The organism is uncultured Sphingomonas sp. (assembly GCF_946477935.1).
In the GTDB taxonomy this organism is placed as follows: Bacteria; Pseudomonadota; Alphaproteobacteria; order Sphingomonadales; family Sphingomonadaceae; genus Sphingomonas.
On the sequence record NZ_CAMLAC010000097.1, the window covers coordinates 1 to 12,981 of the forward strand.

The window sequence follows — 12,981 nt, forward strand, 5'->3', positions numbered from 1 at the left end:
GGGGGGGGGGGGGGGGGGGGGGGCCGCCAAGCAGCGCAACACCGTGTGGCAACCCCTCACCCTTCCCACTGCCTGACGGCAGCGGGCCCCTTCCCTCTCCCCGTGGGGGAGAGGGCGTAGAGGCGGCAATTCGTTTGCCGGGTGGCGGCAAGCTGTTGCCGGTTTTGCCGCCAATATGGGGTCGGCGAAGCGAATCCGGCCGAAACGGGCAATTGGCACGGGCATTGCTTGGGATGGCGCGTGCGCAATGGGGCGCCAGGAGAAACCGGCCGGTGGCCAGTGAATCGCTATTCGGGGTGCATGGGGCCGCGCTGGAGGTCCGTTCGCAGCGCATGGGCCTGCTGGCATCCAACATCGCCAATGCCTCCACGCCCGGCTTCAAGGCGCGCGACCTGGATTTCGGCGCCGCGCTGAAGGCGGTTGAGGCGGGGAACACCGGCGCCGACCTTTCGGGGGCGATCGGATACCGGGTGCCGACCCAGACCTCGCTCGACGGCAATACGGTGGAGCTGAACGAGGAGCAGACCGCCTTCGCCGAGAACGCGGTGCAGTATCAGTCCACGCTGTCGTTCCTGAACGGCCGCATCTCCACCATCACCCGCGCGCTGAAGGGGGAATAAGCCATGTCGGGCCAGCCGCTCTCCATCTTCCAGGTCGCGGGCCGTGCGATGTCCGCGCAACTGGTGCGGATGAACACCACCGCGTCGAACCTAGCCAATGCCGGCGGCGTCGCCGGGTCGGAGGCCGCCGCCTACAAGACGATGAAGCCGGTGTTCCGCACCAGCTTCGACGCGGCCAGCGGCATGTCGACGGTGGATGTCGAAAAGGTCGTCACCGCGGGCGAAGCGCCGACCAAGCGCTACGACCCGGACAATCCGCTGGCGGACAAGGACGGCAACATCTTCGAGGCCGCGGTCGACGAGACGCGCGAGCTGGTCGACATGATGGAGACCGCGCGCACCTACCAGAACAATGTCGAGGTGATGCAGACCGCCAAGTCGCTGATCGTCGATACCCTCAAGCTGGGACGCTGATCATGGCCGCATCCACCACCTTCGACTCCACGCTGTCGCAACTGGGCATCGCGCGGACAGGCGGCGCCACCGGCACCGCGGCTGCGACCGCGACCAAGAACAAGTCGACGATGGACCAGTCCGACTTCCTGAAGCTGATGACCACGCAGTTGAAGAACCAGGATCCGTTCAGCCCGGTCGACAACACCCAGATGGTCGCGCAGATGGCGCAGTTCTCCAGCGTCGCCGGCATTTCGGAGATGAACAAGACGCTGTCGTCGATCATGACGAAGCTGAACGGCACGACCACCAGCGACGCGCTGAGTTATGTCGGCAAGACCGTGCTGACCGAGGGCGGCACCGCTTTCCCACGCACCAGCGGCGGCATTGCCGGCGCGGTGGAGCTGGGCGCGGCCGCCAGCGACGTGACGGTGACGATCGCCGACCAGAATGGCGCGGTGCTGAAGACGCTGACCATGGGCAACAAGCCGGCCGGCACCGCCACCTTCGACTGGGACGGCAAGACCGATGACGGCCAGACGGCCGGCGCCGGGCCGTACAAAGTAACCCTGTCGGCGCTGAACAACGGTGTCGCGGTCGCCGCCAAGCCGCTGGTCTGGGCGCCGGTCGAATCCGTGTCGCTGCCCACCGGCGGCACCCCCGTCTTGTCGGTGACCGGGCTGGGCCAGGTCGCACTCAGCGCCGTCCGTTCGGTCGGCTGATCCCCTTACATCTTTCCAGAACAGGAACCCGTCCATGTCCTTCTACACTTCGCTCAGCGGCCTCAAGGCTTCGCAGACCGACATGTCGGTCATCTCGCACAACATCGCCAACTCGGCGACCAACGGCTTCAAGAAGAGCAAGGCGACCTTTTCGGACGTGATGGCGTCCAGCCTGTCGACCGACCCCACCAAGCAGGTCGGATCGGGCACCGTCGTCCAGCAGAACCGCCAGAACTTCAAGGAAGGCAATTACAACAGCACCGCCTCCGCGCTGGACCTGGCGATCTCGGGCGACGGCTTCTTTGCGGTCAACAATGGCGGCAACCTGTCCTACACCCGCAACGGCGCGTTCCAGGTGGACACGAGCGGCATGGTGACCGACGCGCAAGGCAGCAACCTGCAGGTCTATCCGGTCGACCAGAACGGCAACGTCACCGCGACCGGCGCCGATGGCCTGATCGGCCTGAAGCTGCCCGAGACGAGCGGCGCGCCGGTGGCGACGGGCAAGGTGACGCTGGACGTCAACCTGTCCTCGTCCGCGACGGTGCCCAAGGGGCCGTTCAACCGCACCAACGCGACGACGTACAACAATTCGACCACCACCACGATCTTCGACGCGGCGGGCAATGCGCAGTCGGTGGTGAACTATTACGTCCGCAACGAGATGCCGGAAGGTTCGACCACGACGAGCTGGTCGGTGTACAGCTTCGTCGGCGAGCAGCCGCTGCGCGCGGGCGGGACCAGCCCTCAGACGATGACCTTCGATGCGTCGGGCACGATGACGTCGCCGACCGCGGCGGTGAAGTTCGACCCGTTCCTGCCCAAGGGACAGGCGACGCAGCAGGAATTCACGCTGGACTATGCCGGATCGACGGAAATCTCGTCGGTCTTCTCGGTCGACGGGCGCAGCCAGGACGGCGTGGCGCCGGGTACGCTGTCGGGCGTGTCGGTGGACAAGTACGGCCTGATCACCGCCAGCTTCTCGAACGGCGACACGCAGGCGCTGGGCAAGGTGGCGGTGGCCAACTTCAACAATCCCGAAGGGCTGCGCCAGGACGGCAACAGCTACTGGTCGGCGACCGGCCAGTCGGGGCAGGTGAAGCTGGGCGAGGCCAACACGTCGAGCAACGGCGCAGTCATGTCGAGCACGCTGGAAGGCTCCAACGTCGACATCACCGAGGAACTGGTCGGCCTGATCGCGGCGCAGCGCAATTTCCAGGCGAACGCCAAGGCGCTGGATACCGCGAGCCAGATCTCGCAGACCATCTTCAACATCCGCGCATAATCGGCGACTGAGGGGAGCCCCCGGTGGACAAGCTGGTCTATACCGCGGCGACGGGCCTGCGCGCGCACATGTCGGCGCAGGCGGCGATCGCCAACAACATGGCGAACGCCTCCACGACGGGGTTCCGGGCGGATCGGGTGGTGTTCGACCGGATCGAGCTGAAGGGCGACGGCACGCAGTTCGAGGCGCGGATGCCCGCGTCGGAGGAAGTGACGGATGCCGATCGCGCCGCAGGGGCGGTGCAGTCGACGGGGCGTGCGCTGGACGTGGCGGTGAACGGCACGGCGGCGTGGCTGGCCGTGCAGGCGGCGGACGGGTCCGAGGCCTATACGCGGCGCGGCGACCTGACGGTCGCGCCGACCGGCGTGCTGCAGACCGGCGACGGCTTTCCGGTGATGGGTCAGAGCGGGCCGATCACGCTGCCGCCCTACGATTCGCTGACCATCGCGCCCGACGGTTCGATCTCGATCGTCGCGCAGGGCGATGCAACCGGCCAGCCGCAGATCATCGACCGGCTGAAGCTGGCGTCCACCACCGGATCGAACACGGTGAAGGGACTCGATAACCTTCTGCGGGTAAAAGGCGGGGGCGCACTGCCCGCGGACATGGACGCGACCGTCCAGGCAGGCGCGCTGGAAGGCTCCAACGTCAATCTGACCCAGGCGCTGGTCGACATGATCGAGAACCAGCGCAGCTACGAGGTGCAGGCCAACCTGATGAAAGAGGCCAAGTCGATGGACGAAAGCAGCGCGCAGCTCCTGCGCATGCCAAGCTGAGGATTAGGGACCGATGTCTTCCGCCGCCATGCATATCGCGCGCACCGGGCTGGACGCCCAGGACATGCGCATGCGCGTCATCTCCAACAATCTCGCCAACGTGAACACCACCGGGTTCAAGAAGGACCGGGCGGCGTTCGAGACGCTGGCCTATCAGGTGGTCACCGCACCGGGTGCTGCCAGCTCCACCGAGAGCCGCTATGCCACCGGCCTGAATCTGGGCACCGGCGTGCGCATCCAGGGCACGGCGCGGATCGAGAACCAGGGTTCGATGAACACCACGGGCAATTCGCTCGACCTGGCGCTGGACGGCGACGGATATTTCCAGGTGCAGTTGCCGGGCGGACAGCTCGGCTATACCCGCGCGGGCAACTTCTCGCGCTCGGCCGAGGGGCTGCTGGTGACGGCGGAGGGCTATCAGGTGATGCCGGGCATCACCGTGCCCGAGGGCGCGACCAACATCACGATCGGCACCGACGGCACCGTCTCCGCCAGCGTCGCAGGCCAGACGCAGCCGACCGAACTGGGCCAGATCCAGGTGGCGGGCTTCCCCAATTCGGCCGGGCTTCAGTCCAAGGGCGACAATTACATGCTGGAGACCGCGGCCAGCGGCGCGGCCAATCTGGGCGTCGCCGGCCAGGACGGTCGCGGCAATATCCGCCAGGGCATGCTGGAGGGCAGCAACGTCAACGTCGTCGAGGAACTGGTCGACATGATCGAGACGCAGCGCGCCTATGAGGTGAATTCCAAGATGATCTCGGCAACCGACGAGATGCTGAAATACGCGAACCAGAATCTTTGATCATGGCATCGCGTATCCCCACCCCCCGCTTCGGCTACTGGATCGAATGCGCGCTGGCCGCCGCCGCCGGCGCGATGGTCATCGCCGCTTTCGCGCCCGTGCCCGCCGATGCCGGCATCTTCGGCAAGAAGGCGCCCAAGGAAGATTTCTCCGCGGCGCATCCGCCGGTCGCGGTGCAGCCGCTGCCGCCCGCGCAGCCGACGGGTTCGATCTTCCAGGTCGCCGATGGTTACGGCGCGCTGCACGAGGGCTGGCGCGCACGGCGCGTCGGCGATCCGCTGACCATCGTGCTGGTCGAGCGGACCGCGGCGTCCAAGTCGGCGAGCTCCAAGCTGGATTCGACGGGCGGATTCGGGATCACGCCGCCGGCCACGGGTCCGCTGTCGCTGTTCAACCCGACCGATATCGGCACCAGCGGCCGGCGCAATTTCGACGGCGCAGGCGCGACGGGTCAGTCCAACTCGCTGTCGGGCGAGATCAGCGTGACCGTGGCGCAGGTGTTCGCCAACGGCACGATGCTGGTACAGGGCCAGAAGCGCGTCACGCTGAACCGCGGTGACGAGTTCATCCAGATCAAGGGAATCGTGCGGACCGCCGATGTCGGGCTGGACAACCGCGTCCCCTCCACCCGCGTCGCCGATGCGCAGATCGCCTATACCGGCAAGGGCGATGTCGCCCGCGCCAGCCGCCAGGGCTGGCTGAGCCGCTTCTTCCAGACCATCAGCCCGTTCTGAGGACCATCGATTCCATGATCCGCATGCTGCTCGCCTGTCTTGCCGCGCTTCTGGTCGCCGCGCCCGCCCATGCGGACCGCGTGAAGGATCTGGGCGGGTTCCAGGGCATCCGTTCCAACCAGTTGACCGGCTACGGCGTCGTCGTCGGCCTGCCGGGCACGGGCGACGACAATCTGGAATATACGGTGCAGAGCCTGAAGGCCGTCGCGTCGCGCTTCGGCCTGCAACTGCCGCCCAACATGAATCCGGGGATGAAGAACGCCGCGGTGGTGATGGTCACGGCCGAGCTGCCGCCCTTCGCCAAGCCGGGGCAGCGGCTGGACATCACCGTCGCCTCGATGGGCAAGGCGAAGTCGCTGCGCGGCGGCAGCCTGATCCTGACGCCGCTGCTGGGTGCGGACGGGCAGATCTATGCGATGGCTCAAGGGAATCTGGCGGTCGGCGGGCTGGGTGCCGAGGGCGCGGATGGGTCGAAGATCGTCGTCAACGTGCCCTCTACCGGCCGTATCCCGGAAGGGGCGACCGTCGAGCGTGCCGTGGCGACGGGGTTCGACACCGCGCCGACGCTGACCTTCAATCTGGCACGCGCCGATTTCACCACCGCGCAGAACGTCGCCTCGGCGATCAACCAGCGGCTGGGCGGCGGCGTCGCACAGGCGATCGACGCGGTGTCGGTGGCGGTGCGGGCGCCCGCCGGTGCGCAGGTGCGTACCGCGCTGATGAGCGAGATCGAGAACCTCGATGTCAGCTCTGCCGAACCGTCCGCAAAAGTTATTGTTAATGCTCGTACCGGAACGGTCGTTATCAATAGCGCGGTCCGGGTCGGGCCGGCGGCGGTGACGCATGGCAAGCTGACCGTGCGGATCGACGAGAACCAGCGGATCAGCCAGCCGGCGCCGTTCAGCCAGGGCCAGACCGCGGTCGAGCAGCGCTCGGGCGTGGCGATCGATGAGGAGAAGAAGCCGATGTTCCTGATCAACCCCGGCCCCAAGCTGGCCGATGTGGTGAAGGCGGTGAACGCGATCGGCGCCAGCCCGGCCGATCTGGTCGCGATCCTGGAGGCGCTGAAGGAAGCGGGCAGCCTGAAGGCGGAGCTGATCGTCCTGTGAGCGTGATGCTTCCCCCCGCTGCCGCGTCTGCCACGGGCGGCATCTCCACCGACACGAGTCGTCTGGCGTCCAAGACCAATCTGGACAAGGCCGGCGCGCAGTTCGAGGCGGTGTTCACCGGCATGATGCTGAAGGCGATGCGCCAGACCAAGCTGGGCGACACGCTGTTCGAATCGAAGGCGCTGGATACCTTCCGCGATATGCAGGACACGCAGGTTTCCCAGACCATGGCGACGGCGGCGCCGATTGGCATCGGCAAGGCGGTCACTGCCTTCCTGGCGCGGTCGCAACCGGATCTTAACCAGAGTTCGCCTAACCCGAGTCTATGAGCGACCTGCTCTCCATCGGCGCAACCGGCGTCCGCGCGTATCAGACCGCGCTTACCGCAGTCGGCGAGAACATCGCCAATGCGGGAACGTCGGGTTATGCGCGCCGCACGGTGGGGCTGAGGGAAGTCGGCATCGCCACCGGCGTGACCGCGTCCAAGACGAGCGCAGGCGGCGGCGTGGTGGTGTCGGGCATCGTGCGCGCCACCGATGTCTATGCCAGCGCCGCAGTGCGCGGGGCGACCACCGAGCTGGCCGCGACCAAGACCACCGGCACCTGGCTGGACCGCATCGAATCCACGATGACCGGGTCCGAGGTAAGCGCGCGGATCACCGCCTTCTTCGAATCGGCCCGGAGCCTGTCGGCAGAGCCGGCATCGAACGCCTTGCGCGCGACGATGCTGGAGACCGCCGGCACCGCCGCGGCCGCGATCACCGCCACGGGACAGGCCTTTGCCCAGGCGCGTGCCGACCTGGACGATAGCGGGCACAGCGCGGCGCGCGACCTGACCTCGCTCGCCCAGTCGCTGGCGCGGGTGAATGACGGGTTGCAGCGCACGGCCACGGGCACTGCCGCTGCCGCGCAACTGGCCGATCAGCGTGACACCATATTGTCGCAGATGAGCGAGCTGGCCGATATCGGCGTCAAGGTCGACCAGATGGGGCGCGCCACGGTGACGCTGGGCAATGCGCCGGGCACAGCGTTCGTCACGCTCGATCAGGTCGGGTCGGTCAGCTACAATCCCAACGAGAAGAACGGCGCGACCTTTGCGCTGGCGATCAACGGGCAGGTCGGCAATATCACGCCGACCGGCGGCAAGACCGCGGGCATATTGGACAGCGCGACGCGCGTGGCGACCGCCGAGGCCGATTTCGCCGCGATCGTCACCGATTTCGTCAAGGGCGTGAACGACAATCAGGCCGGAGGCGTCGATGCCAAGGGCAACCCCGGCCGTGCCCTGTTCACCGTGGGCGCCAAGCCGACCGAGATCAGCCTGACCACCGACGACGGCGATCTGATCGCGGCATCGCGGGGCACAGGCGGCGCGCGCGACGCATCGAACCTGACCGCATTACAGAATCTCCGGGTCGGCAAGGGCTGGGAATCGCAGGTCACCGGGCTGATCACCAACAATGCGACCGTGGCGCGGCAGAAGGCGACGATCGCCGATGCGCAGACCGCGATCCTGGGCGGGGCCAATACCGCCTTGTCCACCGCGACGGGCGTCAGCCTGGACAATGAGGCAGTGGAGCTGATGCGGTTCCAGCAGGCCTATTCCGCATCCAGCCGCGTGATCCAGGCCGCGCGCGACACCTTCCAGTCCATCCTGGCCATCAACTGATCGGGCGCGCGATGCAGATCTCCTCGAACCTCTTCTACAGCCAGGCGTCGTCGCGGATGAACGCGCTGTCGGACCGCGCGACGACGCTGCAGACGCAGATCGCGACCGGCAAGCGTGTGCTCAGCCCGACCGACGATGCCGTCGCCACGCAGAAGATCGCGCAGTTCGACCGGCAGGATGCCGCGGACGGTGTGTACAAGACGAACCTGTCGCTGGCCGGATCGCTGATCGGTCAGGCGGACAGTGCGCTGTCGTCGATGTCGACGCAGGTGCAGCGTGCGATCGAGCTGGCCACCAAGGCGGGTAACGGCACGCTGAACGACGCCAACCGCAAGACGATCGCCGAAGAGCTCGACTCGGTGCTGAACACGCTGGTGACGCTCGCCAATGCGAACGACGCGCGCGGCCAGCCGCTGTTCGGCACGGCGGCGGGAACGGCGGCGGTGCAGCAGGGGGCGACGGGCTATGTTTTTCCGCCGACCGTCGTATCGGAAATCCCGATCGCCGATGGCCAGACGATCCAGGCGACCGAGAGCGCCAAGCGCGTGTTCCAGATCGGCGATCCGGTCACCGGCACCAACACGCTGGACGTGCTGGCCAAGCTGACCGCCGCCCTCAAGGCGGGCGGCGACGTGACGGCCGCGACGGGAGAAGCGCTGGACAAGCTGAAGACCGGCAACGAGCAGATCGCGACCGTGCAGGCCTCGCTTGGCGTGCGCGGCGCGCGGATCGAGATGCAGCAGGCGTTGCAGACGACCGCGGCCAACGACCGTGCCGCGCTGCGCTCCGACATCGAGGATGTCGATATCACCAGCGCGATCACCGAAATGCAGCAGATCATGACCGTGCTGCAGGCAACTCAGGCCAGCTTCACCAAGCTTTCGGGCTTGTCCTTGTTCGATTATCTGAAGTGATGCCGGCCCCGGCGGGGCTTGGTAACCGGATCGCTACCAAATCCGGTTAACCGTCAGGGTGAACGGCCGCTGCGGCCGACTCTGGGGAAAACCGCCACCATGTTTCCGGCAATCGGCCTCGTCATTCTGTTCGCCATGGTGTTCGGCGGCTTCGCCATCACCGGTGGCTCGCTCGGCCCCGTTTTTCACGCGATTCCGCACGAGATGCTGATCATCGGTGGCGCTGCGGTCGGCGCGCTCGTCATCGGCAATTCCGGCAAGGAGCTGAAGGCGGTCGGCGGTGGGCTGGGCAAGGTGTTCAAGGGTCCGAAGTACAAGAAGCAGGACTATCTGGACGTCATCTTTCTCGTCTCGAAGCTGATGAAGATGCTGCGTACCGAAGGGCCGATCGCGCTGGAGCCGCATGTCGAGGATCCCAAGTCCTCCTCCGTCTTTGCCGAATATCCGCGGCTGCTGTCCGACCATACGCTGACGAACCTGATCGCCGATACGCTGCGCCTGGTCGTCGTCTCCTCGGGCACGCTGGACGTGCATGCGGTGGAAGAGGTGATGGATAATTCGATCAAGACCCATCATCACGAGGTGGAAGGGCCGCACACCACCCTGCAGAGCCTGGCGGATGCGCTGCCGGCGCTCGGCATCGTCGCGGCGGTGCTGGGCATCGTGAAGACGATGGGTTCGATCGACAAGCCGCCCTCGGTGCTGGGCGCGATGATCGGGTCGGCGCTGGTCGGCACGTTCATGGGCGTGCTGCTGGCCTATGGCATCGTCAATCCGCTGGCCGGGCGGCTGAAGCAGATCATCGATGCGGATGCCGCCATCTACCACGTGGTCAAGCAGATCATCATCGCATCACTGCACGGCCATCCGCAGCCCCTGGTGATCGAGGCGGCCCGCTCCGGCATCGCGCACAAGAACCAGCCGGGCTTCGCCGAAGTCTTCGACGGCCTGCGCGGACGCTGATCGCATGGCACGCGCGCCCCACGGCAAGAACGAGCCGCCCAAGATCATCATCGTCAAGAAGATCATCGCCGACGGCCATGGCGGCCATCATGGCGGCGCATGGAAGGTCGCCTATGCCGATTTCGTGACCGCGATGATGGCGTTCTTCCTGCTGCTCTGGCTGCTCGGCGCGACCACCGAGAAGCAGCGCAAGGGCATTGCCGATTATTTCGCGCCGACCCTGCTCGACACCAAGTCGCTGGGTGTCGGCGGCGGGGTGATGAACGGCGGTGCGGGGGCGGGATCGGCTCGCTCGCTGCCGTCGATCACCCAGATCCAGCAGGTCATCATGCCGGGCGAGGCCAATAATGGCGGGCCGCTCTACGGCACCGGCGAGAAGGGATCGCTGCGCAACCCCGAAGCGGTGGCGCAGGAGGATCGCAAGGCGTTCAAACGCGTCCGCTTCCAGGTTGCCCAGACCATGGAGCGCAGCAAGGCACTGGAGAAGCTGGCAAAGCAGATCCGGTTCGTGCCGACGCAGCAGGGCCTGCGCATCGATCTGGTCGACAATGCCGATTATTCGATGTTCGCGCTGGGCACCACGACCCTGCAGCCCGAGGCGTCGGCGCTGATCGGCGCGATCGCCGATGCGACCAAGGGCGTACCCAACACGATCATGATCCGCGGGCATACCGACAGCCTGCCCTATGGCGACCCGCGCGCGATGAACAACTGGATGCTGTCGTCAGGGCGCGCCGAGGCGACGCGGCGACGGTTGTTCGCGGGCGGTATCCCCGAGGCGCGGTTCGAGCGGATCGAGGGCGTGGCGGATCGCGAGCCGATCATCGCCGCCAATCCCGGGGATCCGCGCAATCGTCGTGTCGCGATCACCCTGCTGTATCGCAAGGGGAGTTTTGGCCGCTGACGGCACCGGATGCCCGCCAGGGTGAACGGCAGACATGAAAAAGCCCGCCCGGTGGGAGACCGGACGGGCTTTTTACTGCGGAAGGTCGATCGCGGGGCGATCAGGCCTCGGCGTCGGCCTCGGCGCCCTTGCGCTTGCGCGCGGGCGCATCGGCCTTGGCGCCGGGCTTGCGGCCCAGACCGATCTTCTTGGCCATGGCGCGGCGCGATTCTGAGTAATTCTCGGCGACCATCGGATAGTCCGGCTTCAGACCGTAGCGGTCACGATACTCGGCCGGCGTCAGGCCGTGGGTGGCGAGGTGACGGCGCAAGGTCTTATAGGGCTTGCCGTCGATCATCGAAATGATGTGATCCTTGGACGCCAGGGACTTGCGTACGGAAACGGCGGGGGTGTGATCGCTGGGCGCTTCCTCCGCCTGCGGCTCGGCAGTACCGCCGAGCAGCGACTGCACCGTCTCGTGCATCTTGCCAAGAAACGAGGGTACTTCCTCGGCCGACGTGCGAGTATTGGGATTGCCGAGCCAAGCGATGGTCAGTTCGGTTGCAAGCTCAACAGCATTAACGTCGATTGAGTCGTCGGCCATGACACGCTCCTTGGATTGATCTGGCCGTGACGTAGCGCGACGCCGGATGGCGTCAACCGGGCAAATAGGGGATCGACTCGAAAACTGCCCATTTGCTCAAAAATAGGTAGCTGAGTGGACCATGAAATTGCCCCGACCATGGTAACGCAGGCGCGATCATCGGACAGTCAGGAGGATCAATTGCTGAGGATCATCTGCACCGGGTCAGCGAAAGCTGATCCGCATTAGTATTGCCGCACGCGTCGTCGGTCCTGGCCTTTGCGATGATCATCCGGACCGGCGCTGATCCGCATCCTGCCGGTCCATGATCGGGTCTTTACGTAACATATGCTCAGTTGCGCGTCCTGTGTGCCAGCCAGTTGTCAAATGCGTTGAGGGCGACCCCTGCGATCTTCGACATGTCGGCAGGAATGGAGGGCGATGCCGGCGCTGTGGACATATCACGTTCGTCCTGATTCTCCGGCCGGGGTTTGGCGGTCGGCGACGTGGCCACTCCGCCACGACTGATTGCGCCCGCGGCGGCGATCAGGGCGGCGGCGATCACCTGGCGGCCGGCGGGGCTGCGAAGCTGATCCAGTACCGCGTCACCGATACCTTGCAGCACGGTGAGGGGCGAACTGACGCGTTCCTCACGACGCCGTGCCGCCTCGGCCGCCCTGCGCTTCCTGTTCTTCTTCTTGCCCATGGGCGATGCTCCTCCTGGTGTGTCGATAATGTAAGACACCACCGATGATGTGCAAGCGGACAGGCGGACACGCGGCCGGGCACCGATACGCCAGGCAGCGCGTTGTTTTCGCGTTCCCTGTCGAAAGCGAGGATGAGGATGGCGGAAAAAGGCAGCAAGACGGGCAACCGGGCGAGTCGCAGATTGGCGATCGGCCTTGCGATCGGCGCCATCCTGGCACTGATACTGGTTGCGGTATTCAGCGTCCGCGTTGCGGAACCGGCAGGCGAGCAACGCGCGCCGCCCTCGCAGACTCGCGGCACGGGCTGATGCATGGGCGGACACCGACCCAGGCGGCGTGACGCAGGGCTGGGTGGCGGCATGCGCAGCTTCGTACGCCCCCGCCGCCCATCATGGACCGGGAACGAAAAAGCCCGGCCCCGCCAATGACGGAGCCGGGCCTGATCGTTAGAGTTTCGAGCTTACGAAGACTGCTGCAGGTTCACCGCTGCATACTTGCCACGGCGATCGACCTCGATCTCGAACGACAGGCGATCGCCTTCGTTGAGCGAGCTCATGCCGGCACGCTCGACAGCCGAAATGTGAACAAACGCATCGGGCTGGCCGTCGTCGCGCTGAATGAAGCCGAAGCCCTTCATCGCGTTGAAGAACTTGACGGTGCCCGTCGCCTTCTCACCGGTCAGCTGACGCTGCGCGCCACCCGGACCACCGGCGCCACCACGCGGAGCACCGAAGCCACCTTCGCGCGGCTCGCGGGGTTCACGCGGCGCACGATCCTGCACCGGCATCGGTTCGCCTTCGATCTTCAGCTCGGTGGCCGCA

Annotated in this window: 17 protein-coding genes; 14 read left to right on the forward strand and 3 right to left on the reverse strand. The window is 66.2% G+C overall.

Annotated elements, in window-relative coordinates:
- The first annotated feature begins 233 nt into the window (after positions 1–233).
- From flgB to Q0U08_RS11455, 13 genes are all read left to right on the forward strand, one after another.
- Positions 234–620, forward strand: a complete 387-nt coding sequence (flgB, locus tag Q0U08_RS11395; RefSeq protein ID WP_112381658.1) for a flagellar basal body rod protein FlgB — start codon at positions 234–236, stop codon at positions 618–620.
- Between the two features lie 3 nt (positions 621–623).
- Positions 624–1,034: a flagellar basal body rod protein FlgC gene (flgC, locus tag Q0U08_RS11400; RefSeq protein WP_298091544.1), complete on the forward strand. Its 411-nt coding sequence runs from the start codon at positions 624–626 to the stop codon at positions 1,032–1,034.
- A gap of 2 nt (positions 1,035–1,036) precedes the next feature.
- Positions 1,037–1,735, forward strand: a complete 699-nt coding sequence (locus tag Q0U08_RS11405; RefSeq protein WP_298091545.1) for a flagellar hook assembly protein FlgD — start codon at positions 1,037–1,039, stop codon at positions 1,733–1,735.
- Positions 1,736–1,769: 34 nt separating this feature from the next.
- Positions 1,770–3,020, forward strand: coding sequence for a flagellar hook protein FlgE (locus Q0U08_RS11410; protein ID WP_298091546.1), 1,251 nt, complete (start codon positions 1,770–1,772; stop codon positions 3,018–3,020).
- 23 nt (positions 3,021–3,043) lie between these two features.
- Positions 3,044–3,796, forward strand: a complete 753-nt coding sequence (locus tag Q0U08_RS11415; protein ID WP_112381654.1) for a flagellar basal body rod protein FlgF — start codon at positions 3,044–3,046, stop codon at positions 3,794–3,796.
- A 13-nt stretch (positions 3,797–3,809) separates the two neighbouring features.
- Positions 3,810–4,598, forward strand: a complete 789-nt coding sequence (gene flgG, locus Q0U08_RS11420; RefSeq protein WP_298091547.1) for a flagellar basal-body rod protein FlgG — start codon at positions 3,810–3,812, stop codon at positions 4,596–4,598.
- Positions 4,599–4,600: 2 nt separating this feature from the next.
- Positions 4,601–5,332 (forward strand): flagellar basal body L-ring protein FlgH, encoded by a 732-nt coding sequence (locus tag Q0U08_RS11425; protein ID WP_298091548.1) that lies wholly within the window; start codon positions 4,601–4,603, stop codon positions 5,330–5,332.
- Positions 5,333–5,346: 14 nt separating this feature from the next.
- A complete protein-coding gene (locus Q0U08_RS11430) occupies positions 5,347–6,441 on the forward strand; it encodes a flagellar basal body P-ring protein FlgI (RefSeq protein WP_298091549.1) in 1,095 nt (364 codons plus the stop codon).
- Between the two features lie 5 nt (positions 6,442–6,446).
- Positions 6,447–6,770, forward strand: coding sequence for a rod-binding protein (locus tag Q0U08_RS11435; protein ID WP_298091557.1), 324 nt, complete (start codon positions 6,447–6,449; stop codon positions 6,768–6,770).
- Positions 6,767–8,110 carry a flagellar hook-associated protein FlgK gene (gene flgK / locus Q0U08_RS11440; protein ID WP_298091550.1) on the forward strand — a complete coding sequence of 448 codons (1,344 nt, stop codon included), beginning with the start codon at positions 6,767–6,769 and terminating at the stop codon, positions 8,108–8,110. The genes Q0U08_RS11435 and flgK overlap by 4 nt, the downstream gene beginning before the upstream one ends.
- 11 nt (positions 8,111–8,121) lie before the next feature.
- Positions 8,122–9,024, forward strand: a complete 903-nt coding sequence (locus Q0U08_RS11445) for a flagellin (RefSeq protein ID WP_298091551.1) — start codon at positions 8,122–8,124, stop codon at positions 9,022–9,024.
- Positions 9,025–9,123: 99 nt separating this feature from the next.
- Positions 9,124–9,987, forward strand: a complete 864-nt coding sequence (motA, locus tag Q0U08_RS11450) for a flagellar motor stator protein MotA (protein WP_112381648.1) — start codon at positions 9,124–9,126, stop codon at positions 9,985–9,987.
- A gap of 4 nt (positions 9,988–9,991) precedes the next feature.
- Entirely contained in the window at positions 9,992–10,891 is a 900-nt protein-coding gene (locus Q0U08_RS11455; protein WP_298091552.1) for a flagellar motor protein MotB, read from the forward strand.
- A 100-nt stretch (positions 10,892–10,991) separates the two neighbouring features.
- Here the strand turns inward: Q0U08_RS11455 and Q0U08_RS11460 are convergent, their stop codons facing one another.
- Positions 10,992–11,474 (reverse strand): MucR family transcriptional regulator, encoded by a 483-nt coding sequence (locus Q0U08_RS11460; protein ID WP_298091553.1) that lies wholly within the window; start codon positions 11,472–11,474, stop codon positions 10,992–10,994.
- Positions 11,475–11,805: 331 nt separating this feature from the next.
- On the reverse strand, positions 11,806–12,159 hold the full coding sequence (locus Q0U08_RS11465; RefSeq protein WP_298091554.1) for a hypothetical protein: 354 nt from the start codon (positions 12,157–12,159) through the stop codon (positions 11,806–11,808).
- 138 nt (positions 12,160–12,297) lie between these two features.
- On the opposite strand from Q0U08_RS11465, the gene Q0U08_RS11470 reads away from it, so the two are divergent.
- On the forward strand, positions 12,298–12,468 hold the full coding sequence (locus Q0U08_RS11470; RefSeq protein WP_298091555.1) for a hypothetical protein: 171 nt from the start codon (positions 12,298–12,300) through the stop codon (positions 12,466–12,468).
- Between the two features lie 152 nt (positions 12,469–12,620).
- Here the strand turns inward: Q0U08_RS11470 and Q0U08_RS11475 are convergent.
- Positions 12,621–12,981: cold-shock protein (locus tag Q0U08_RS11475; RefSeq protein WP_298091556.1), on the reverse strand; the 361-nt coding region annotated here is incomplete at its 5' end.